This is a genomic window from Paenibacillus sp. J22FR21 (assembly GCF_056269135.1).
In genome coordinates this window covers 33,573-55,239 of the sequence record NZ_JBWDNJ010000011.1, presented here as the reverse complement: position 1 = coordinate 55,239, position 21,667 = coordinate 33,573, and the positions used below count along the sequence as shown (strand labels likewise).

Sequence of the window (21,667 nt, the reverse complement as noted above, 5' to 3'; positions counted from 1 at the left end):
GGTATTCTACTCCTCATTTCCATATTTAGTTTACTGCTAACCCCAGTCTGAACATTTGTAAAAAACCTGTTTTAGCATTTGTTTGACCTGTATCAAATATACGGTGATTTGGGCTTTTTGTAAACTAGTTTTGCGGATTAAATCCAGTATCCCTACCTTGATATGTAACGTTTCCTCACACTTATGTCACATCTCATTCTATTCACCTATAGCATTCCCATAACGATTAAATTCTTCCATATTTTTCGACTTTAAATACGTTTTTTTGCTTCGCACTGTCATAGGATTCCATTTCCAAACACAATCGGCTTCAAATGACTGAGAGACCATCCATACAGATGCGGCCTCTTCACCTTTGTTTCGACAAATTAGCAGAAAATACCACTTTTTCTTTATTAGTTTAACGCGTTTACGCAACCTTGTCCATGTAACATTCTCTTGTTCGTTTATTCATTTCCCGTTACACTTTAACCTATCACTCTCAGGAGGTTCTACCCGCATGAGATCTGCCCAATCATTATTGTTCGTCTATATCTTGAATCAATCGCTGCACTGGTTCATTATCGGCTTGATTCTGCCCGTCTCCAGCCTGTTCATGTTAGATAAGGGACTGAATCTACAAGAGATCGGACTTATCTTCGCCGTATCCTCGGCGGCGGTGCTGCTGCTCGAATTACCGACCGGCGGATTATCGGATGCGCTCGGCCGTAAGCGAGTCTATCTGATTTCCCTGGTCTTCATGCTTGGCGCGGTGCTGCTCGTCATGGTTTCTTGGAATCTGATTACGCTTATGATTGGCTACATCCTGTTCGGCATAGCCCGAGCACTTTCCTCCGGATCCATCGACGCATGGTTCGTCGATGAATATAACCGACTTGAGCCCGAAGGCGACTTAAGCAGTAAACTTGCGAAAGCAGGTATCTTCATCCCGCTTGCCATGGGAATTAGTGCTCTTGCCGGTGGCTGGCTGCCTGATCTGCTCGGTCCGCTTACTTCGGATTTCGGCGCAGGCATCTACTCCATTAATTTCATTGCCATGGCCGTCATGATCTTGGTGCAGTTCCTCCTCACTGCCAAGCTCGTGGTAGAGCAGATTCATGAGAGCAGGTCAATGAGTATGCTGAGCGGCTTTCGCCAGCTGCCTCAACTGGTCACGGATTCTGTGCAATACGGATTCAAGCAGATTGCCGTACTGCTGTTATTATTAACATCATTCGCCTGGGGCTTCGCATTCTCAGGCCTCGAAACCTACTGGCAGCCGCAAGTGAAGAACATGCTCGGCACTGATTCCGCGAATTGGCAATTCGGTCTGCTGACCGCCGGCTACTTCCTATCCGCATCCGCCGGGAGCCTGCTCTTCACGCCGCTGTCCAAGCTGCTGCGATTGCCGGTGACGGTGCTGTTATTCGGATTCCGATCAGCGCTTGGCATCTTGTTCCTCATCCTTGCCGCACAGCATGGTGTTGCCGGATTCACGGTCTTTTACTTCATCTTGTTCATGAGCAACGGCATCGCCGGCTCACCGGACATGGCCCTATTCAATCAGCAGCTAAACGAAAACAATCGTTCCACGATGCAGTCGCTCAATTCGTTATTTCTGCAGCTAGGGGGCATGATTGGTTCCTTCATCCACGGCTTCATCGCACAGTATGCTTCGATCTCCATCACCTGGTGCGTCGCAGGCGGCGTGCTGATCGCTTCCGCCTTCCTATATCTCAATGTCCGCGAGAACGAGAAAGACCCTATCCGAGCAGTCGGATAGGGTCTTTCTTTGTCGTTTGGTCAGAGCATGCCGCACTATTTGTTTATCATTGTATCCATCTGCACCATGGCTTGATCCATTTCCCGCGATAGATCGGCAAGCAAGACGCCGATAAACTGTAATTCCTCATCGGAATATTTCCGGATAAAGTCGTTGAATTGCCGCTCTACTTTCTCATGGTAGTGATTATGCGCGAGATGTACTTTCTTTCCTTCGGCCGTCAATTGATAATACACTTCTTTCAGGTTTCCTACGGCAGCCACTTTCTCGATCCAGCCTCGGGTCAGCAATTTGGCGCTGATTTTGGTAATGGCCCCTTTGGTCATGCCCATCTTATCTGCAAGAGCAGTCACATTGATGGGTTCATGGAGACCGACTTGCTCAACAAGATGAACCTCCGACAGAGTCAGATCGCGCGTAACCTTGGAAATTCCCCACTGCTTGGCAAAAGGCAGAACGAGCCTTTTCTCCTTCTTCTCAAAAGCTTCGTACTGATGAAACAGCTGCTGCAGTTTGGTAAATAAAAGCTTCTTCTCCTGATCGTCCATAGAACTGGATGGCCTCCAACGATTATTCGAGTCCTGTTTTGCCGGGCATCCAAAATGGCTTTACTTTAATTTGCCCACGATCCCATTGTAACGTTTTCTTGAAATAATTGTGAAGTTCCACGCATACTCGCCCATCGCCGCCTACATACACCACGCCTCTTCCTTGTACCTGCTTCGTGATGTGCTCGATCTGTTCGATCAACGCTTGTACCGGATTCGCCGGTAACGAACGGAAAGTAAGCTTCGTTTGGCCATCTAGGTCTGGGAAGAAGGATTGTTCCTTCTCCGCATACACGAGACTGAACACTTTCTTAGAAGCAGGAATATGGCGGTTAAGCTCGTAGAGATGGGCCAGTGCCGAAATATCGCCGATCAGGATGTAATAATCCCCCGAATCATCGGACACGAACTTCCCTTTCGGCCCTGCGAAGTGAACGGGGTCGCCGACCTTCACTTGCTTGGCCCAGCGCGCACCTGCACCTGAAGAGAACGTACACGCAGCTATATCTACAATCCGGCTTTGCGTGTCATAGTTCCAGACGGAATAGGTCCTTATCATCTCCGATAATTTGACCGGCTGACCCTCTCCTACGAATACGCGAAGAAACTCCCCCGGTGTATACGGCATCTTGTCCGAATCCTGCAGCTCCATTGAAATGCGATACGTATGATCGGCAATTTGTTGTTTACTCACGACGACAGCCTTGCGCGACATTTTCTTAACCAGACTTTCTACTAAACCCATGATCTCACAGCTCCTCCACACTCGTTGTTTCCTAGGAAACAATATAGCATGACTCCACTGCCGTTGTAATCCGTCTCGAGGATGACGACCAACAGAGGGCTTTCCAAGAAGTTAGGAGGCCATTGAAGAACTTCGTAGGTTTTCTAGCGATCGTAGCGATTCGATTTATTGTGACATTGCTCTCTAGCTGCCAAAGTAATGAGGTGCGAGGGATCAACTGTCACGCGGCTCGAAGATGAAGTGTAAGGAGTACAACACAATCGCTACTTTCTAGTGTCAAATGACGAATGACGTGTACTTCATACAATTCAAACGTTTCTTTCTAGTGCATATAGCTGGTTATCCGTATTTCAAATGCATTTTATACACGTTAACTAACTTAATTCTCGGAAGGCTTCGGTTTGTCGTGTAGTTTGTACACCTCAAGGAGGAAGACGATTAAACCTTCTATAAAACCCCTGTTTCTGGCAAGTAAATTAAAAGTCTGTGTCTTTCATCAGTTGGACTTTTTCAGTGGCCTCAGAAGTTAGTGGGCGATTTGTTACTCGTAGAACAACACTTCATGAGGAAATTGCCGGAATGCCAGCTGTCGGTGCAAGGTTGCCATCATTTGGCCCTCGCCGGTGCAAGGCTGTACGCGCTAACGAATCGTTGAAGCCTTATTTCGGCGAAAATGGCCTCCAAAAAAATCTAACGAATCGTGGAAGTCCTATTTAGCTAAATTCGAGAGGTAATGGGCATTTTGAACCCAAATAACCCTTCTACGATTCGTTAGAATTTCAAAAGGGCTTAATTGCACCCTATAACTATTAAGCCCTCTATGATTCGTTAGAGATATCAACATGGCCGCAGATGTCCGAATACGAGAAATGGCGCCACAGATCCGAGACCTGTGACGCCATTCATGCCTTATTAACATCCATCAATCCGTAATATTGCGCGTATAGTACTCAATAATATCTTTACGCCTTATGATGCCGAGAAACACGCGATCATCATCTACGACCGGTACGAAATTCTGATCAGCGGCGAGGGTTAACATATCGTCCATGAGCGCTGTAATCGCGACGCACTCGTTATAAATTCTTTTCTTGATGCTGATCACCGGAATTTCATGCATATTCTCAAAATCGAGTCCGGCTGTTCCCCGAAGCTTCCACAGAATGTCCCCTTCGGATAAGGTACCGATATATTTGCCTTCCTCGTCAATAATCGGAATCGCTGAATAATGGCATGCTTCCAGCTTCTCAAGTGCGTCTCTCATGGTGGCTGATGTCGTCAAGTATGACACTTTTTCTTTCGGCAGCAGAAAGAATCCAATTTCCATTACATAGCTCCTCCTCTGGTTGCGGGTACTAGAGTGTTTTAACCCTAAATACGCGTAATTGAAACACAATTTGCATACCAATTTTTGCATAAACAGTGTGCTGGGCAGCGGCGGAGGGCATCTGACCCGGCAGGGCATACACTACATGTGATTAACGTTTCCGCATGCTCAAGCTTGCCTATATATGAAGGAGTGACTCCTTATGTTCATGCAAAGCCCGGGTCAAATGCAAAGCCCCGGTCAGGCACAGATTAACATGTCGCTGCAGCAGAAAGCAATGTATCTTACTGGGCGCCCAGTCGGGATCTCCCTGCGGAGCGGCCAAGGTGTATCCGGTGTCATCTGCGGCGTACAAGGCGGCGAGGTGTATGTCATGCAATATTTGTACGCTTCTCAATTCGCTACATTCCATTATCCGTTTAATCAGATCAATGATATTTTGCCGTATCCGGCTTGTCGGTAGAGCTAGTTGAAGAGGCGGGCAAACGGTTGATCTGCATCAACCATTTGCCCGCCTGCAGCTTGCCGCCCGTCTCAGTTACATAGTCGCTTCTATCGCCATCGTTTTCTTGTTAGCAGACAGAGAAGTAAGCGCAGCATCATTGAAGCCTTTAATGAGGAGCCACACTGCGAGAATCATTTCGTTCGCCGCTACCGGCAGCGCCAGAATACCACCCCAGAACGAAACTTGTTCAATGACACCGAACATGACCAGCAGCGCACAAACGAAAACGAGAATCGCCCCTGTCATGCCCAGGATAGGAATAAACCTCGGTACGAGTCTCGATCTGTAGAAGATATAACTGTACATCATGGTGTTGATACCAAGCATGAAAAGCGGCCCAAGCAGAAAGGTCCAGTCATGTATCGCTGTTAATAGAGTGCCGGAAGCTTGAAACGCGGCCGTATCCGTCGCTCCTCCCGCAACAAATGCTCGGCTTAGCGTCACCAAGGACAGCACGCTGATTACGCCAACCGTAATCATAATCGCTTCAAGAAATCGAAAGCATATATGCCACAGCGCGATCGTTTCATTGTATTTTCTCAGAATGGGAAACATGGTGGTCGCCGTACCAATCGCGGAAACGACAAGCATCAACTCCATTACCGCGCCGAGTATCACTTGGTTCCCGTGCTTAGAACCTTCAACCAGATAATCAGGATTATTTAGGATCGGTTTGTACAAAATAAAAGCAGCGATTATCGACGTAACGGCTGCAAGGATAAACAGTACTCCCACAATCTTCGCAGCTAATTTAGGTGGCATCATGTTCCCCCATCTCCTCTTCTATTCTCCGTAAAAGAAAATTTCTTCCAAAGGCAAATTAAAAGCGTGCGCGATGCGAAAAGCAAGCTCCAAAGACGGGGAGTAATTGCCCTTCTCCAAAGCCACGATGGTTTGTCTGGTTACGCCCACCTTGTCAGCCAATTGCTGCTGTGTCATTTCATCATGGTTGAAGCGTAATTTGCGGATGTGATTGCCGACAAGATGCTTACTCATCTTAGACTTAAACTCCTCTCCTATAGTGATAAAGTTTCGTGAAGGAGCCGGTCACATCGGATATGAATCCGCCGGCGATCAGAATAACGAACATGACCTGTGAAGGCTGATCCATAACCAGCGATCCCATAGCAAGCAGAAAACCGAGGATAAACACAAAGAACGAAATCCGGTTCGCTTTCAGCTCGATAAGTTTATCGAGCTCATCTGCGAAGGTCGGCTCTTTTTCTTGCGTGGTGATTCTGAAGATGATGTTAAAAATAATGCTGATCAGGATATGAGCAACGATAGAAACTACCATGAGGATAAGGACGAACGAGCCCCAATAATGAAAGGTTTCCTCCGCTTCAAGCCCAGCTTCGGGGTACTGCGCATACATGTACAAGCAATAGAAACCGAAAATGACGATGGTGCTGATCAACGATACGATGCTCTTCTTCTCTTGGTAAGTCATGGATTTGCCTCCTGTTAATAATCTTCCCCATATAAAGTAAATGATGATATACATAATGTAATAAAAACCATTCATAATGTCAAGTAAACTATACATTAAATAGGCAGATATGCAAGCTTCCTAACCAATCATCAAATAATAAGTCTTTGTAAGCGGTCTATGAATAAGGCATAATGAAATAATTATAGCGCTTATACTTACCGCAGTGGTCTGGGGGAACGCCGATGTACAAAGTGATTATTGTGGATGATGAAGCGGTTGTCCGGGTCGGATTGAAGAATACGATTAACTGGAACGAGCATGGCTTCGAATTAATAGGCGATTATGCGAACGGTCGCGAAGCTTGGGAGGCTGTCGAGCAGCACAAGCCGGAGCTTGTGATCTCTGACATCAGCATGCCTTTCATGGATGGCCTCGAGCTGGCCGGTCTGATCTCTACTCAATTTCCTTATATCAAAATGATTATATTAACGGGCTTTGATGAGTTCGAATATGCGCAGCAAGCGATAAGACTGAAGGTTTCCGATTTCATCCTGAAGCCGATTACGGCCAATGAAATCCGCTCCTTGCTTGATCGCGTCAAGAAAGAGATGGACGAGGAGACCAAGCATCGCGAGGATCTCGGGCGATTGAAGAGCCAATTGAACCAGAGCCTTCCTCTGTTGAAAGAACGCTTCCTCGAACGCCTGGTCGCAGTAGGACTTAATCAGGAGGAAATTACCGAACGGTTCTCCTATTTCGGTATTCCTGCGCCGCTCCCCCTTCATGTTGTCCTAATCGTCGATATTGATGATTTCGGCGACCGGGAGCTTCATTCGTACGAGCATGATGTGGAGTTTCTGCGGTTTGCGGCTTTTGATATCTTCAAGGAAACGCTCGAACGCGAAGGCGTGATGCTCTTCCGTACTAGGGAGGAACGAATGGTTGCCATTATATCCGGTCAGGATGACGAAAGCTTGCTCTACGAGCAGGTCTATTCCTTGGCGGAGCAAGTCAGGCACCATATCGAGAAATATTTGAAGTTTACCGTCACGATCGGCATCGGACGAGCCTGCGCTCACCTGGAACAGCTGCCGGAATCCTACAAGAGCGCGCTCTCCGTACTGGATTACCGCTTCTTGCTCGGGAAGAACCGCGTGCTAAGCATTCTGGATATGGAAGGCAAACCCTCCATTCCATTGCCGCCACAGCTCGATTGGGACCGCAAGCTAGCCTCTGCCGTTAAGAGAGGCGCTGCCCAGGAAGCTTTTCAACTGATCGAGAACGGTGTTGCGGAGTTGAAATCCTCCCTCGCTCCGATTGAAGCCTGTTTCCTGCAGATGCAGAAGGTTGTGCTGTCCTTGATGAACTCGATCCAGGAGCTCGTCGCTCATGATCCGGAAGCATCCTTCGACAGACAGATGCGGCTTATGGACGTCTATGGACTGAAGACACTGGATGAGGTCGAGATTTGGCTCAAGGATGTCGTGCGTTCAGTAATGGCCACAATTGCCGATAACCGCAGCCAATTGACGAACATGCAGATTCATCAGGCAGTTGAATATATTGAAACGAATTACGCCAATGATAAAATGTCGCTGCAGGATATCTGCCGTCACGTCTTGATGAGCACCAGTTATTTCAGTCTCGTCTTCAAGCAGCATACCGGTGAAACGTACATTGAATATTTAACCGGGGTACGCATAGCGCGGGCGAAGGAGCTCCTTCATAACACGACGATGAAATTCTATGAGATTGCCGAGCAAGTCGGCTACAAGGACCCGAATTATTTCAGCATCTTGTTCAAGAAACATACCGGCATGACCCCGAAGGACTTCAGAGAGAAGCAGCTTAAGGAGAGCGGAAACTAACGATGCCAAGCGAACGCGCGAGAAGAATACCCCTTTTTCCGTTAAAAAGCATTCAATCGAATATCTCCTTGGCTTTCTCTCTTCTCATTCTCGCGGCCATCGTGCTCACGAGCTTAATCAGCTATCAGCTGTCGGTCGATGCAGTTGAACGAAATTCCAAGGGATATATCGAAGAAATCATTAAACAAGTCAACATGAATATTCAATCCTACGTCGATAACATGGAGAACATTTCCTTGCTCGCCCTGACGAACAAGGACGTCAAGTACTACATATCCGACAATTCGTACATAAGCGCCGAGGATCGCCGAATCTACGAGAAGCGGATATCCGACCTCTTCCAGGCTATCTTATACACCCGCCAAGACATCGCTTCGATTATGGTTTTTGGCTACAATGGACGCTTCGTATCCGATCGGCGGATTACGAACTTGAATCCGAATATGAAGTTGCTGGATCAGAGCTGGTTCCAGATGGCGAAGAGCGAGGGCGGCAAATCCGTCATCTCCTCTCCCCACGTGCAGAATATTATCCAGAACGAATACCGATGGGTCGTTTCCTTAAGCCGAGAGCTCAAGAGCACAGACGGCATTACGGCCGAAGGTGTCTTTCTCGTCGATCTGAACCTCAGCATCATTAACGATATTTGCAAAAATATCGACTTAGGCAAGAAAGGGTACCTCTTCATCGTGGACAATAACGGCAACATCGTCTATCATCCGCAGCAGCAGTTGATCGACAGCAAACTGCGGTCGGAGCGAATCGCCGATGTCATCAAGGCATCAAGCGGCAGCTCCTTCGTAGTCAATGATGGCGAAGGCAAACGGATTTATTCCGTGCAGGATACGAATTTCGGTTGGAAAATCGCCGGTGTTGCTTACACGGACGACCTGATTGCAAGCAAGGACGACTTAAGAAACTCGATCCTTCTCTATTCCTTATGCGGACTGGCCATCTCCCTGCTCATCTCGGTTTGGCTCTCCCACCGTTTATCGCAGCCGATTAAAGTGCTGCAATCCGATATGAAGCAAGTGGAGAAAGGCAACTTCGACATTCAGACGGAAATCGGGCAAATGAACGAGATCGGGCAGCTGGGGCGATCGTTTAACATGATGGTCAGTCGAACCAAATCTCTCATGGAAGAAACGATTCTTAATCAAGAGAGTAAGAGGAAGAGCGAGCTGCTGCTGCTGCAATCGCAGATTAATCCCCATTTCCTGTACAATACGCTGGATTCCATCGTATGGATGGCGGAGCAGAAACAGCATGAAGAGGTCGTACTGATGACCTCGGCATTAGCGAAGCTATTCCGCGCAAGTATCACGAAGGATCAGGAGCTGGTACCGATCCGCGTGGAGATCGAGCATATTACGAACTACCTGCTCATCCAGAAGATGCGCTACGAGGAGCTCGAATATGATATTCAGATGGATGAATCGATCCTCGGCTTCAAAACGTTGAAGATCTTGCTTCAGCCCTTAATCGAGAATGCGATCTATCATGGCATTCGCAATAAATACGGCATTAATGACGGCATCATTACCATACGCGGATGGCAGACGGATGATAAAATCATATTCGAGGTCGAGGACAACGGCTTTGGAATGACACCGGAACAAGCCGAACGCCTGCTGATCCCCGTAGAAGGGGAAACCCGCAATCAAGGGATTGGGATAAGGAACGTCAACGAGCGGATCAAGCTGTATTTTGGCTATGAATACGGCATCCAAATTCGCAGTGAAATTGAAGTCGGCACCTGCGTGTCGATTTCGATCCCGAAACTCGATTAAAGGGAGAATGTTATGTTTAGGCAGAGATTTACGATAGGGCTGGCGCTCGTACTATTCATTGCTGCTGTTTATTCGATTTTCTACTTTAAACTGTTTAGTGTAACGAACCATCACGAGAAGAGCATCACGGTCGTACTCAAGAACTTAAACGTTCGTTCGGATTTCTGGCAGGCGGTCAGCGCAGGATCAGAAGCAGCGGCTAAAGAAACCGGGCTCTCGCTTAACATCCAAGGCCCGCTGCAAGAAGGTGACGTGGACGAGCAAATTCATGAGTTGGAAGAGGCCATCAAGGAGAAGCCGCAAGCGATCGTGGTGGCTCCTTACGCAGATGATCGCATGCCTGCCCTATTCGAACAAATTCGTGACGAAGGCATTAAATTGGTCGTGATCGATACGCCGCTTGAGATGAAATCTGCCCCAGTTGTCGTTTCAAACAATCATGTAGAAGCTGGGCGATTAGCGGGAGAAACCGCCGTGAACGAGACGAAGAGGAAACCCGTTATCGCGATCATAAGCGATTATGCGGATGCCACGATCTCGAAGGAGCGGCTGCAGGGTCTGAAGCATGCTCTTGAGCGCTATAAGGACAGCATTATTGGCGTTTATTATGGCGAGCAGTCTGAAGATAAAGCTTATGAGATGGCCAAGAAGCTGCTGGCCGAAGGTCAGTCCTTCAATACGTTCATTACGATGAATGAATCCGCGACCATCGGCGTAGCCAAATTGCTGAAGGAACAGAACAAAGCAGGTGCGATCAAGCTGATCGGCTTCGACAGCTCCTTCTACGAAATCCAGCTGCTGGAGGAAGGCGTCCTGAATGCGGTCATCGTGCAGAAGCCGTTTAATATGGGCTATCTCGGCGTGAAGAGGGCTTTAAGTCTGATCGAAGGCACGAATACGGCTCCCGTTACATACATCGAATCCAATGTCATCAATCGCAAGAATATGTATTTGCCTGAGAATCAGAAGCTGCTGTTTCCATTCATTGAGAACAAATAATACCTAGGAGAAGGATGTGAGCCGCATATGACCGTCTTCTTCCGTCCGGTCCGTCCGCATTGGAAAGCAACCTTTTCAGTCATCTTTCTATCCGTGATTCTGTCTTCCTGTATGTCATCGGGCGAAGAGCCGACGCCTCCCGCCAAGGAGGATAGAGCGCTTATTCGGTTTGTTGCCGCTGAATACAGCACGGAGACGAAGCCATTCCTAGAGAAGCTCGTGAAGGATTTCGAAATCAAGAATCCTCTGATTGACGTCGAGCTTCAAGTCGCGAATTGGGACAATCTAGATGCCATCTATACGACGATGATTAGCAAGAATCAACCGCCCGATCTGCTAAATACGAATGTATACGCTCATTTCGCCCAGGATGGCATGCTCAATGATTTGGGTGCGATTATTTCGAAGGAGCTCGCCGGCAGGCTCTACCCGAATTTAGTGGCGATGGATCAGATGAACAACGTACAATTCGCCTTACCGTACGTAGCCTCGACACGGAATCTCTACTACAACAAGGAATTGCTGGAGAAGGCCGGTATTAAGTCCCCGCCTACCACTTGGTCCGAGCTCGAGAAAGCGGCGCATCAAATTAAAGCATCAGGCGCAGCAGATGGTTTCGGCGTTGATTTGACCGACAATGAGACACAAGCGTATCTATCATATTTCTTCTACGGAGCCGGCGGCTCTTGGACGAAGGATGGCAAATGGACGATTAATTCCCCTGCGAATATCGCGGGATTGACGTATCTGAAGACGTTATTCGATAAAGGATTAACCGATCCGGAACCGACCGTTACGACCCGTGATGAGAAGCAGCGGATTCTGGGCGGAGGCGGACTGGCCATGCTCATCTCGGGCAACTACTTCACTTCCGTCGTGCCGAAAGAATTTCCCGCGCTCAAGTGGGACAAAGGTCCGATTCCCGTGAAGGACGGGCAGCCTCCGATTACGTTCGCCGTGCAGGATGTGCTCATCTCCTTCAAGACCGATCATACGAACAAAGAAGCATTGTCTACGTTTCTGGATTTTCTGTACGACGATTCGGCTTATGGCGATATGATTAAGCGCGAAGGACTGCTCCCTGTAACAAGCACTGTCGGCAGCCAGTTGTCCATGCAAGACACCGTCATGAAAGGCAATCTCGATGCGCTGAGCAAAGCGATGTTCTATCCGGTTGGGGAGCCCGCTTGGCAGGCCGTCCTCGACTACGCCCGCAAGATGGGTGATGCCGTCCTCTACGAGCATCTTACGCCGAAGGACGCGCTGGACAAGCTGCAGCAATTTGCCGAATCCAAGAGCGGCCGATAACGCGGCAGAAGAAGAAAAGAAGAAAACAAAGAATTCGTGGAAGATATTCGATAGAGACCAAAGCCCTCCCGCCTTATGATGAGAACAAGCGCAGGCGTTCACTTGTGAACGACCACAACAAGCGTAAATCATCATTATTGGGAGGGTTTGCTTTTATGACCATGAACAAAAAAATGGCTGCAATCGGTCTTGCCGGCATTCTGGCTGCCGTATCACTGACAGGATGCGGTTCCAAGAATAACAACGAGGCTGCCAACACCAACACGACTACCGAGAATACGACTGCCAATACCACGGAGAACACAACAGCAACCAATTCCACTAACACATCCACGGATACAACCGCTAAATTGACCGGCGACTTCGAAATTCAATATTTCGTTGGCGGATACGGCGACAAATGGTGGAAACAGGTTATCAATGATTTCCAAGCCGCTAACCCGGATCTGAAGATTAAGCAATCCGGCGGTCCGCAAATCAATGAGCAAATGAAACCACGTTGGATCGGAGGCAACCCGCCTGATTTCGTTTACATCGACGGCGCTGGCTTGAATGACCGCCAAATGGTTGAAGATGGCCAACTCGAAGACTTGACCGACTGGCTGAAGGATGCCAAAAACATTGACGGCGATCTCATCACCGACATTCTGGCACAGCCTGCACAGCAATTCGACGGTAAAGTATTCAACATTCCACTCGTGCTTAACTCATGGGGCGTCTTCTGGAATAAAGCTTTGTTCAAAGAAAAAGGATGGACGGAACCTACTGATTTCCAATCCTTCCTAGACACTAGCGACAAAATCAAAGCAGCCGGCATCAATCCATTCATCCACACCGGTAAATATCCGTACTACATCAACGGATCGATTCTATACCCGGCCATCGTTTCGGCGAATAACAATGATTTCACGATCCTTCAAGACATGGCAGCTAATAAAGTAGAAGCTTTCGAAAGCCCTGCCGTACTTACGGCTTTGAACAAAATCGTAGAGCTGCGCGACAAAGGCTTCATCGATCCGGCGTCGATTCAAATCAACCACACCGATTCGCAAATGCTCTTCTTGCAGAACAAGGATGCTTTTATCCCGAACGGCCTGTGGCTGCCTAACGAAATGTCCAAAGACATTCCGGATGGCTTCGACTTCGGCTTCATTCCTTCCGTAACGCAAGATGCGGGCGGCAAAGTTGTAGCGAATACTTCGACATCAACAGTAGCAATCGCTAAAGATGCGAAGAACAAAGATGCAGCGAAAGCATTCCTGCAATTCATCTTCTCTAAAGCGCAAGCATCCCAGTGGGCAGAGCTTAGCGGTGCACCTTCCAACATCAAAGGCGATATCAGTGCCTCCAACGCGCCGAACTTCGTTAAGGATGCAGCGAAATACCTAACAGATCCAAACACCGTTGTTATCCCGACGATCACTTACAACGCAGACGTGGATAAAGCGATGATGGATGCAACAGATGCCCTTACAATCAGCAAAATCACCCCTGAAGAGTGGGTCAAACGTGTAACTGACGCAGTGAAAAAAGTAAGTAAATAATAAGCCTTCAGAGGCTTAACGCGGAGGGTGATCGGGGCAGCCGCCTCGATCCTTCTCTGCGAATTTACTCGGAGGGATGGCAGGCACTATGACTCATAGAACGGCTAAGTGGCAGCGTAATGTATTTATCGCAACCTTCATTATCCCTACTCTCTTGTTCTTTGGGGTATTTACGATTTATCCGGTTGCGCAAGGATTGTATTTCTCTTTCTTCGACTGGTCCGGTATGTCGAAACATAAAACGTTTATCGGCTTGGATAATTTCAAGGAATTGTTTCACGATCCCATTGTATGGAGAGCGATTGGCAACGATTATTTTCTGGTAGTGGGCAAGGTTATCGGCATTATGACGATCGCGACCTTTTTCGCTGTAGCGCTTACCCGGTTTGGCTTTAGGCTGTCAGGGTTCTTCCGGTCGATTTTCTTCATTCCGAATGTTATTTCCGTCGTCGTCATCGGCGTATTGTGGAACTTCATATATAATCCGCAAATCGGTTTCTTGAACGCGTTTCTATCGCTATTCACCAAAGAACAGGTCACGATTACCTGGCTTGGATTTACGAATCACACGATTTGGATGCTGCTGCCTCCGGCAATTTGGGCCGGTATCGGATTTTATATGATTCTCCTGATCGCCGCGATTCAGAGTATTCCGGATTCCTATTACGAGGCTGCAAACTTAGAAGGGGCGGGACAATGGGGACAATTCCGCAACATTACCCTGCCGCTCGTTTGGGAGCAAATTAAAGTTTCGACGCTCAATATTATGATGACAACGCTTAACGGCTCGTTCGTTATTGTATGGATCATGACAGAGGGCGGACCGGATAACAGCACGCAGGTTATGGGCTCTTATTTGTACCAAATGGCATTCCGCCAATATCATTTCGGCTATGGTGCTTCGATAGGATTTATCATCTTGATCTTGTCGTTAATTACGACAATCGTACTTCAGCGGTTAATGCGTCATGAGACCGTCGAGATGAGTTAAGGAGGACTTCGAGATGATTGTAGGCTTAAAAAATCCGGTCGCTAAACTATTCTTCTATGGAATCCTTGGCGTATGGGGGTTATCCGTCTTATACCCGCTGCTTTGGACACTCCTGGATGCTTTGAAAAATAACGAGCAGTTCTTCCGCAACGCGCCTTGGTCCTTGCCGGAATTCCCGCTGCTGTGGTCCAATTTCTCCTATGTATGGAGCAATTACAATTTCGGTACGTATTTCATCAACTCGCTGGTCGTTACGGCTGGCTCCACGGGGTTAGGCCTTATATTATCCGCTATGACGGCCTACGTGCTCGCAAGATATAAGTTCAGAGGCAGTAATATGCTGTATCTGCTCTACATCTCTTCGATGATGATCCCATTCGTGCTGGCACTTATCCCTCTGTTCTTCTTAATGAATTCGATGGGTTTAATTAATACGAAGCTCGGATTGATTGTCGTTTACGCTTCAAGCTTGCTGGCTTTCGGGATCTTCGTGCTCGTCGGATTCTTCAAATCGCTGCCGAAGGAACTGGAAGAAGCGGCTATCGTTGATGGTACCTCTTATTTCGGAACGTTCTTCCGAGTTATGCTGCCCTTGTCGCAGCCAGGTCTGATCACCCTCGCTATCATCAATGTCTTAAACATCTGGAACGAGTATATCGTAGGTACGATTCTCGTCAATGATCCCCTGCAGTATACGCTGCCTGTTGAGATCGGCGTCATGCGAGCGGAAATGCAGTATCGGACGGAGTGGGGTCCCCTATTCGCTGCATTGCTTATTACGATCGTGCCTGTGCTGTTCATGTATATTATCTTCCAGCGTCGAATCGCAAGCGGCATTACCGCTGGCGCCGTGAAATAAGATTTAGAGGGCTGTTCCATAAGTCATCTTGGATGACTTATGGAACAGCCCTCTTTTCTCACTTTCGATGGCGGGAATCCGTTATAATTGAACCAAATAGCTCTTGTGAGGGCGGCTAATTCAAGGAGGTAGAGATGATAACTCATACAATCGATGGCGTATCTTTTGGGTTGAAAGCGGAGTTTAACTTTGATTTTCTTGCGCAATATGGCAAGGTCTTTGCCGTCTTCGACAAGCAGGATTCCGGCTATCTGTGCTTTGGCGTTCATAAGGAGAACGAGAACAGGAAGCTGTTCTTGAAAATGGCCGGTGCAGCCACTTCAGAGAGCAACGTCAGTCCGGAAGCAGCCATCGCTCGACTCCGATTCACCGTCGCTGTATATGAGGATTTACGTCATCCGGTGCTCATTGATATGATTGCGCACAAGGTGATCCCCGGCGGATATCTGACTGTCTATGAGTGGTTTGAAGGCGAATGTATGGGTAGGCAATATCAGTCTCACGATAAATTCTTAGCCCTGCCGATTGAAGAAAAGCTGGAGATCTACTCGGACCTCGTATTATTTCACATCCATACCATCAAATGTGGTTATATCGCGTTAGATTTCTACGATGGCTCGATCATGTATGACTTCCGCACACAACGGACTATGATTTGCGATATTGAAGTATATAGCAAGAACCCCGTAATCAATACGATGGGACGCATGTGGGGCTCCAGTCGCTATATGTCTCCGGAAGAATTTCAGCTAGGCGCAGAGATCGATGAGCGATCCAATGTTTTCGTAATGGGAGCTACCGCATTTCAACTGATGGGCGGCGGTATGGACCGCTCTATCGAGAAATGGCAAGCTTCCGAGAAGCAGCACCGCGCGGCTCTGCGAGCGATTAGTGCCGATAAAGACGATCGGTATCCGACCCTTGAGGAGTATTATGAGGCTTGGATGAACGCGTAACGAATGAACGGTAACTAGTACCTCTCTTGTGGCTGATCTCTAATCAAAAAAAGAAATGTTGCCCTGCTGGCAACATTTCTTTATCGGATATTGTCCGCTAGGAAAGCCCAACTTAGAAATCAAAGTTGTCCGGATCCGGGCCGACACGAAGGTCCTGGTTCAGCTGATCTATGCGAGCTACCTCATCGGCCGTGAGCTCAAAATCAAACAGCGAGGCATTCTCGATGATGCGATGCTCCTTCGTCGACTTTGGAATTGTTACAATGCCATGCTGCAAATCCCAGCGCAGGATGACTTGAGCAATCGATTTGCTATGGGCATCTGCGATTTCTTGTAACACCGGATTCTCCAGCAACTGACCTTGCATTAACGGGGACCAGGCTTCGATTTGAATACCGTGCTCCGCACCGAATCGTCTCAGCTCCTGCTGCTGTAACAGTGGATGGAGCTCCACCTGGTTCACCATAGGTTTAACGGCAGCATCCTTCATTACCTCTTCAAGATGATGGATTTGGAAATTACTCACGCCAATCGCTCGTACACGGCCCTCTTTATAGAGCGTTTCGAGCGCCCGCCATGCTTCCTTGTATTTGCCCTGCACCGGCCAGTGGATGAGATACAGGTCAAGATAGTCTAGACCTAGTTTAGCTAAGCTTGTCTCATACGCCGCCAGCGTCGCCTCGTAGCCCAAGTCTGCATTCCAAACCTTCGACGTCACGAACAGCTCTTCTCTTGTGATCCCAGACTCGGATATGGCTTCATGAATGGCCTGCCCCACACTTTGCTCATTTCCGTAAATGGCTGCTGTATCTACACTGAGATAGCCCTGTTTAATCGCTGTTTTGACAGCTTGGACCAGCTCGTCGCCTTCTGCCACTTGAAATACGCCTAGCCCAAGCCAAGGCATTGTAACACCGTTGTGCAGCGTGGTTGTATCTTGGATATGTGTCGAAATCATCTAAAAACCTCCTGTTTATGTTTAGTATGAAGACGCTTGTGCAGGTGTAGATTCCGTTGCAGATGGGGCGTTTGCTTCAGCTCGCCGCTCCAAGACTCGTGCTCTACCCGTTAAGATAACCGCTCCGAAGACCATCAATGCTCCCACCCATGCCGTATGAACAAGCCCGATGGAGTCCGTCACGACGCCGCCCATAAAAGCCCCAATCGCAATGCCCGCATTAAACGCGGCAATATTGACAGCAGATGCGGTATCAACCGCTTTGGGCGCGTAACGCTCAGCCAGCAGCACGACATACACCTGTAAGCCCGGCACATTCATGAAAGCCAGCAGCCCCATGAAGAAAATCGTAATCAGAGCCGCAATTTTAAACGGCACGGTGAACGTTAGGACGAGCAGCACGATGGATTGCAAAATAAACATATAGAACAAAGCAGAAACCGGCTTGCGGTTGGCCGCTTTACCACCAATGACGTTACCGATCGCAATGGCCACGCCATATACGAGAAGAATGATCGCAATCGTCGTATCTTTAAATCCGGTTATATTATGAAGCAACGGGGATAAATAAGTGAAGACGACAAAGGTCCCCCCATACCCGATTGCCGTAATAGAGAATGCCAGCAGCAGCCGCCCATTCGTAACAATCTTGAGCTGTTCGCGAAGCGGTGTTCGACTCCCTTTGCGCATATTCGCGGGAATCAAGATCAAGTTGGCGATCAGGGCAACAATGCCGATTACAACGATCCCAATAAACGCAGCCCGCCAGCCCCATTCTTGACCGATCAAAGTTCCGAGCGGCACACCTGTAACGGTCGCCACAGTAAGTCCGGAGAACATAATCGCAATAGCGCTCGCCCTGCGGTTCTCGGGTACGAGATCAGCCGCAATGGTTGAGCCAATCGACATGAAGATGCCGTGTGCGAATGCCGAAATTACGCGAGCTGTCAGCAGAATGCCAATCCCGCTTGCCCCTGCCGCAAGACTATTCCCCGCGATAAAGACAATCATGATCCATAGCAGCAAGGTTTTGCGCGGGACACCAGTCGTTAAAGTAGTCAGTATTGGAGCGCCAAACGTTACCCCAAGCGCATATATAGTTACCGTTAAAGCGGCAGTAGTCACAGATATGTTCAAGTCTTGCGAGACTAGAGGCAGCAGTCCCACGCTGATAAACTCCGTTGTCCCGATTGCGAAGGCGCTTATGGCGAGCGCAAGCAGGGCTAATGTACTTCTCTTTTTATCGAATGCCATGTGAGATCTCTTCTTTCGTTTAGTTTGTTATTCCCGGCCGGTAAGTGCTACTATAGATGAAATAAGTTTGTATGAACAGTACGTACTTTATAGTGATATAGGCACTTCCAAGTGCTATACGCACTTAAAAGTGCCTATTGGATGTTCGGGGGAGGAACGGCCTTTGCTTAAGAAGAAATACAACATCTCGGTGGAAGCAACGCTTGAGGTGATCGGCGGAAAATGGAAATGCGTCATCCTCTGTCATCTGACACACGGGAAGAAACGAACAAGTGATTTCCGGCGCCTCATGCCGGGGATTACGCAGAAAATGTTAACGCAGCAGCTTAGAGAATTAGAGCATGACGGCATCGTCAATCGGATTAGCTATAATCAGGTTCCGCCTAAAGTGGAATATGAGCTCAGCGACTATGGCCGAAGCTTGGAAGCCATATTAAATGCGCTGTGCAATTGGGGAGACACCCATATTATTAAAGAATATGGCGATCGATCTGCTGTGCTGGAGGAAAGCATTCTGAATCATAAAGACAATCAAATAGAAGAAAGCCCCCTCGTATAGAGGGGGCTTTGCAGGCTGCCCGAGAAAGTCTCGGGCAGCCACTTTGTTGTCTATACATCATGAAAATAATTTTAACGGTTGCCAGCGTGGTTATTTCATACAAATGAGCCTTTTTGAAAATCTAACGGTTGCCACAGTCGTTATTTGCAACAAATGGGTCGATTTCAAGGGGAACATGATCAAATAAGCTCGCTGGCAACCGTTAAACAATAAAAAGGGCTAATTTATGCCAAATAACCACTGTCACAACCGTTAGCGTTGGAATGCGACGACAAAGTATGCACTCATCACGGAGGCACATAGAACTACCGTACCGGAAGCTAATAAACCGACGTTGTAACAAACACGGGTTTCTCGACAGACCGGCAAAGCCCCTCTTATAGAGGGGGCTTTGCTTTTTATTACAGCTCAGCAGCAACTTTGGCGGCCGGCTTATAGGTCGTTGCGAAGAATGCGGTAAGAATCGAAAACGGCATTACGCTCAAGGCGATAACAATCGGCGATATGGGCATCATAAACATGACATAGATTAACCAGCCTACCGGCACATAAAGCAGCATGATTCCAAAACCAAGCACTGACGAGGCAATCATCCGTCCAATACGATGCCAATCCATGATGGCGACAATCAGCATGCCCAGCGTGGATAATGCAAATAAGTAACTGAGCTCCATGAACAGGAACGTCGTTCCGATCGTGAGCAGTATCTGAATCGGCAGCAAGCCTGCCAGCGCTTCGGCAATTGAGTGTTTACGCATGCGGAAGTAAATAACAACAAGGATGATCAAGCTTAGCACAACGAACAGGCAGAGAAAAACATGATCATTGTTCGTTCTTTTGCTCAACCCCATCATCTGCGTTACCAACAAAACAAGACCCCAGCTCAGTAACCCCATCGCCACAATCGAACCCGCCAACCACCCCGTGCCGCCTGCGACTTGGCCAAGCTTAACTTTGCCCAGCCGAAGCTGCATCATCAACCAGACCAGCGAAGCTAACACAGCCAATGCAGCTAGCAAATACGCGACTAGATCATTCATGACTATAAGATGACCGGGCAGAAAAGTGAAGAAGACGCTGTCGCGTTTCGAACCGCTGGCCCCGCCAATTTGCTCGTTTCCTGCGGCGTATTCAGCCATTTCCATGGCAGTCTGCAAGAAATCATAAGCCGTACCGCGATCCAAATTTCCAACGTTATCGGACATCCGGTGATAGTGCTCCACGCCTTCTGCCACTGCGAAATTTAGCCCTTGATAGCCCGCTTCCATAAAGAAGGTCAAATCGGTACCATTAGGCATTTTGCGATAAAGCCCGGTTGTGAACGAGAACGCAATCGGATGGGAGCTTGCCGACTGGAAATGCTGCAAGAGATCATAGTTTGGCGTCGATGTCTCAAACATAAGCAGACCGCCTCGATTCCCGCGCGCATCGAAATTAATGGCGAGATCAATCTTGCTCTTAACCTCCGGATGCGACTTCACGAAGGCTTTGGCGCCTAACGCCGTCTCTTCCTCCCCATCCGTAAACAAGAAGTAGAGATCGTTCTTGAGCAGCTCGGGATGACTCCCTTGTTCGCGCATGGCCTCTAATAACGAACTGACGGAAACCATATCATCAGCCGCACCAAGAGCATTGTCCTCACTGTCGTAATGAGCCAGCATAAGAATACCGTGATCTGTATCAGGGGCGTCCAGTTTCACCCAGATATTGCTCAAAGCCAGATTTTTCAATGGCGGACCTTCTCTATGTACGATGTCAAATGTCCCGCCTCCTGCAGCAGGCTTCTTGTCGCCGGCTGCAGGTTTCTTCTTTTCCATTCGAACTTCCCTCGGCGGGCCATCTTGGGCAAGATGCTCAGCCTCCAAGTCGGCTGCCGTGTACACTTCATGATCCACGGTCGGTGCCAACCCCATATCTCGAATTTCAGCCAATAGATGCGTCCGTACCGCTTCCAGCTCCTTGGAACCGGATGGATGCGGCGCGACCGTCATCGCCTTCAAGTTAGCCAGCATCCGTTCAAAGGCAGGATAATCAGCATTCGACTCCGTCGGTGGTGATGGCGGTCTCATCTGCAGAAAACCGATCCAAAGCCCCGCCATAACTACGATTAGCAGAAGTATCCTCGATATTCGTCTATTCATATTTCCTCCCCACGCCTCCTATAAATCACCTCAACACTAAGAACCTCAGTTCAAATACCTCTGCAGATCACAACTAAATCTATAATAGCCCGGAAACGGTAAAATTTTGGTAAAACCATCG

Annotated in this window: 20 protein-coding genes; 11 read left to right on the top strand and 9 right to left on the bottom strand. The window is 48.3% G+C overall.

Going from position 1 to position 21,667, the window contains the following annotated elements:
* The first annotated feature begins 499 nt into the window (after positions 1–499).
* Positions 500–1,762 (top strand): MFS transporter, encoded by a 1,263-nt coding sequence (locus AC0YNS_RS28130; RefSeq protein WP_475784235.1) that lies wholly within the window; start codon positions 500–502, stop codon positions 1,760–1,762.
* A gap of 35 nt (positions 1,763–1,797) precedes the next feature.
* On the opposite strand, the gene AC0YNS_RS28125 is transcribed toward AC0YNS_RS28130, so the two are convergent.
* The 3 genes from AC0YNS_RS28125 to AC0YNS_RS28115 all read right to left on the bottom strand — a co-directional run bounded on the left by AC0YNS_RS28125 (position 1,798) and on the right by AC0YNS_RS28115 (position 4,382).
* Positions 1,798–2,310, bottom strand: a complete 513-nt coding sequence (locus AC0YNS_RS28125) for a MarR family transcriptional regulator (protein WP_475784234.1) — start codon at positions 2,308–2,310, stop codon at positions 1,798–1,800.
* 22 nt (positions 2,311–2,332) lie between these two features.
* Positions 2,333–3,055, bottom strand: a complete 723-nt coding sequence (locus AC0YNS_RS28120) for a siderophore-interacting protein (RefSeq protein ID WP_475784233.1) — start codon at positions 3,053–3,055, stop codon at positions 2,333–2,335.
* 922 nt (positions 3,056–3,977) lie between these two features.
* Entirely contained in the window at positions 3,978–4,382 is a 405-nt protein-coding gene (locus tag AC0YNS_RS28115) for a CBS domain-containing protein (RefSeq protein ID WP_475784232.1), read from the bottom strand.
* A gap of 202 nt (positions 4,383–4,584) precedes the next feature.
* On the opposite strand from AC0YNS_RS28115, the gene AC0YNS_RS28110 reads away from it, so the two are divergent.
* On the top strand, positions 4,585–4,845 hold the full coding sequence (locus AC0YNS_RS28110; protein ID WP_475784231.1) for a hypothetical protein: 261 nt from the start codon (positions 4,585–4,587) through the stop codon (positions 4,843–4,845).
* Between the two features lie 75 nt (positions 4,846–4,920).
* Here the strand turns inward: AC0YNS_RS28110 and AC0YNS_RS28105 are convergent, their stop codons facing one another.
* Genes AC0YNS_RS28105 through AC0YNS_RS28095 form a run of 3 tightly spaced genes read right to left on the bottom strand, consistent with a single transcriptional unit; the run spans position 4,921 to position 6,337 of the window.
* A complete protein-coding gene (locus tag AC0YNS_RS28105; protein WP_475784230.1) occupies positions 4,921–5,652 on the bottom strand; it encodes a DUF4386 domain-containing protein in 732 nt (243 codons plus the stop codon).
* Positions 5,653–5,670: 18 nt separating this feature from the next.
* Positions 5,671–5,883 carry a helix-turn-helix transcriptional regulator gene (locus tag AC0YNS_RS28100; RefSeq protein WP_475784229.1) on the bottom strand — a complete coding sequence of 71 codons (213 nt, stop codon included), beginning with the start codon at positions 5,881–5,883 and terminating at the stop codon, positions 5,671–5,673.
* Between the two features lie 7 nt (positions 5,884–5,890).
* Entirely contained in the window at positions 5,891–6,337 is a 447-nt protein-coding gene (locus tag AC0YNS_RS28095) for a hypothetical protein (protein ID WP_475784228.1), read from the bottom strand.
* Positions 6,338–6,561: 224 nt separating this feature from the next.
* Here AC0YNS_RS28095 and AC0YNS_RS28090 point away from each other — a divergent pair, with 224 nt between their 5' ends.
* The 8 genes from AC0YNS_RS28090 (at position 6,562) to AC0YNS_RS28055 (ending at position 16,634) form a co-directional block, all read left to right on the top strand.
* Entirely contained in the window at positions 6,562–8,187 is a 1,626-nt protein-coding gene (locus AC0YNS_RS28090; protein ID WP_475784227.1) for a response regulator, read from the top strand.
* Positions 8,188–8,189: 2 nt separating this feature from the next.
* A complete protein-coding gene (locus tag AC0YNS_RS28085; protein ID WP_475784226.1) occupies positions 8,190–9,977 on the top strand; it encodes a cache domain-containing sensor histidine kinase in 1,788 nt (595 codons plus the stop codon).
* Between the two features lie 12 nt (positions 9,978–9,989).
* The gene (locus tag AC0YNS_RS28080) at positions 9,990–10,976 is read left to right on the top strand and encodes a substrate-binding domain-containing protein (RefSeq protein ID WP_475784225.1); all 987 of its coding nucleotides are present in this window, start codon (positions 9,990–9,992) and stop codon (positions 10,974–10,976) included.
* A 27-nt stretch (positions 10,977–11,003) separates the two neighbouring features.
* Entirely contained in the window at positions 11,004–12,284 is a 1,281-nt protein-coding gene (locus AC0YNS_RS28075) for an extracellular solute-binding protein (protein WP_475784224.1), read from the top strand.
* Positions 12,285–12,439: 155 nt separating this feature from the next.
* Complete coding sequence (locus tag AC0YNS_RS28070) at positions 12,440–13,828, top strand: ABC transporter substrate-binding protein (RefSeq protein WP_475784223.1); 1,389 nt, start codon at positions 12,440–12,442, stop codon at positions 13,826–13,828.
* An 88-nt stretch (positions 13,829–13,916) separates the two neighbouring features.
* The gene (locus AC0YNS_RS28065) at positions 13,917–14,819 is read left to right on the top strand and encodes a carbohydrate ABC transporter permease (RefSeq protein WP_475784222.1); all 903 of its coding nucleotides are present in this window, start codon (positions 13,917–13,919) and stop codon (positions 14,817–14,819) included.
* A 13-nt stretch (positions 14,820–14,832) separates the two neighbouring features.
* Entirely contained in the window at positions 14,833–15,678 is an 846-nt protein-coding gene (locus AC0YNS_RS28060) for a carbohydrate ABC transporter permease (RefSeq protein WP_475784221.1), read from the top strand.
* Between the two features lie 134 nt (positions 15,679–15,812).
* Positions 15,813–16,634, top strand: a complete 822-nt coding sequence (locus tag AC0YNS_RS28055) for a serine/threonine-protein kinase (protein WP_475784220.1) — start codon at positions 15,813–15,815, stop codon at positions 16,632–16,634.
* Between the two features lie 112 nt (positions 16,635–16,746).
* Here AC0YNS_RS28055 and AC0YNS_RS28050 read toward each other — a convergent pair whose 3' ends face one another.
* On the bottom strand, positions 16,747–17,589 hold the full coding sequence (locus tag AC0YNS_RS28050) for an aldo/keto reductase (RefSeq protein ID WP_475784346.1): 843 nt from the start codon (positions 17,587–17,589) through the stop codon (positions 16,747–16,749).
* A gap of 24 nt (positions 17,590–17,613) precedes the next feature.
* Positions 17,614–18,846 carry an MFS transporter gene (locus AC0YNS_RS28045; RefSeq protein WP_475784219.1) on the bottom strand — a complete coding sequence of 411 codons (1,233 nt, stop codon included), beginning with the start codon at positions 18,844–18,846 and terminating at the stop codon, positions 17,614–17,616.
* Positions 18,847–19,009: 163 nt separating this feature from the next.
* On the opposite strand from AC0YNS_RS28045, the gene AC0YNS_RS28040 reads away from it, so the two are divergent.
* The gene (locus AC0YNS_RS28040) at positions 19,010–19,405 is read left to right on the top strand and encodes a winged helix-turn-helix transcriptional regulator (RefSeq protein WP_475784218.1); all 396 of its coding nucleotides are present in this window, start codon (positions 19,010–19,012) and stop codon (positions 19,403–19,405) included.
* Between the two features lie 401 nt (positions 19,406–19,806).
* Here the strand turns inward: AC0YNS_RS28040 and AC0YNS_RS28035 are convergent, their stop codons facing one another.
* On the bottom strand, positions 19,807–21,546 hold the full coding sequence (locus tag AC0YNS_RS28035; RefSeq protein WP_475784217.1) for a M28 family peptidase: 1,740 nt from the start codon (positions 21,544–21,546) through the stop codon (positions 19,807–19,809).
* Positions 21,547–21,667: the final 121 nt, after the last annotated feature.

What these genes read in the sequence shown, in the direction of transcription:
- AC0YNS_RS28130 (WP_475784235.1), top strand. Translation starts at nt 500, where the DNA reads ATGAGATCTGCCCAATCATTATTGTTCGTCTATATCTTGAATCAATCG.
- AC0YNS_RS28125 (WP_475784234.1), bottom strand. Translation starts at nt 2,310, where the DNA reads ATGGACGATCAGGAGAAGAAGCTTTTATTTACCAAACTGCAGCAGCTG.
- AC0YNS_RS28120 (WP_475784233.1), bottom strand. Translation starts at nt 3,055, where the DNA reads ATGGGTTTAGTAGAAAGTCTGGTTAAGAAAATGTCGCGCAAGGCTGTC.
- AC0YNS_RS28115 (WP_475784232.1), bottom strand. Translation starts at nt 4,382, where the DNA reads ATGGAAATTGGATTCTTTCTGCTGCCGAAAGAAAAAGTGTCATACTTG.
- AC0YNS_RS28110 (WP_475784231.1), top strand. Translation starts at nt 4,585, where the DNA reads ATGTTCATGCAAAGCCCGGGTCAAATGCAAAGCCCCGGTCAGGCACAG.
- AC0YNS_RS28105 (WP_475784230.1), bottom strand. Translation starts at nt 5,652, where the DNA reads ATGATGCCACCTAAATTAGCTGCGAAGATTGTGGGAGTACTGTTTATC.
- AC0YNS_RS28100 (WP_475784229.1), bottom strand. Translation starts at nt 5,883, where the DNA reads ATGAGTAAGCATCTTGTCGGCAATCACATCCGCAAATTACGCTTCAAC.
- AC0YNS_RS28095 (WP_475784228.1), bottom strand. Translation starts at nt 6,337, where the DNA reads ATGACTTACCAAGAGAAGAAGAGCATCGTATCGTTGATCAGCACCATC.
- AC0YNS_RS28090 (WP_475784227.1), top strand. Translation starts at nt 6,562, where the DNA reads ATGTACAAAGTGATTATTGTGGATGATGAAGCGGTTGTCCGGGTCGGA.
- AC0YNS_RS28085 (WP_475784226.1), top strand. Translation starts at nt 8,190, where the DNA reads ATGCCAAGCGAACGCGCGAGAAGAATACCCCTTTTTCCGTTAAAAAGC.
- AC0YNS_RS28080 (WP_475784225.1), top strand. Translation starts at nt 9,990, where the DNA reads ATGTTTAGGCAGAGATTTACGATAGGGCTGGCGCTCGTACTATTCATT.
- AC0YNS_RS28075 (WP_475784224.1), top strand. Translation starts at nt 11,004, where the DNA reads ATGACCGTCTTCTTCCGTCCGGTCCGTCCGCATTGGAAAGCAACCTTT.
- AC0YNS_RS28070 (WP_475784223.1), top strand. Translation starts at nt 12,440, where the DNA reads ATGACCATGAACAAAAAAATGGCTGCAATCGGTCTTGCCGGCATTCTG.
- AC0YNS_RS28065 (WP_475784222.1), top strand. Translation starts at nt 13,917, where the DNA reads ATGACTCATAGAACGGCTAAGTGGCAGCGTAATGTATTTATCGCAACC.
- AC0YNS_RS28060 (WP_475784221.1), top strand. Translation starts at nt 14,833, where the DNA reads ATGATTGTAGGCTTAAAAAATCCGGTCGCTAAACTATTCTTCTATGGA.
- AC0YNS_RS28055 (WP_475784220.1), top strand. Translation starts at nt 15,813, where the DNA reads ATGATAACTCATACAATCGATGGCGTATCTTTTGGGTTGAAAGCGGAG.
- AC0YNS_RS28045 (WP_475784219.1), bottom strand. Translation starts at nt 18,846, where the DNA reads ATGGCATTCGATAAAAAGAGAAGTACATTAGCCCTGCTTGCGCTCGCC.
- AC0YNS_RS28035 (WP_475784217.1), bottom strand. Translation starts at nt 21,546, where the DNA reads ATGAATAGACGAATATCGAGGATACTTCTGCTAATCGTAGTTATGGCG.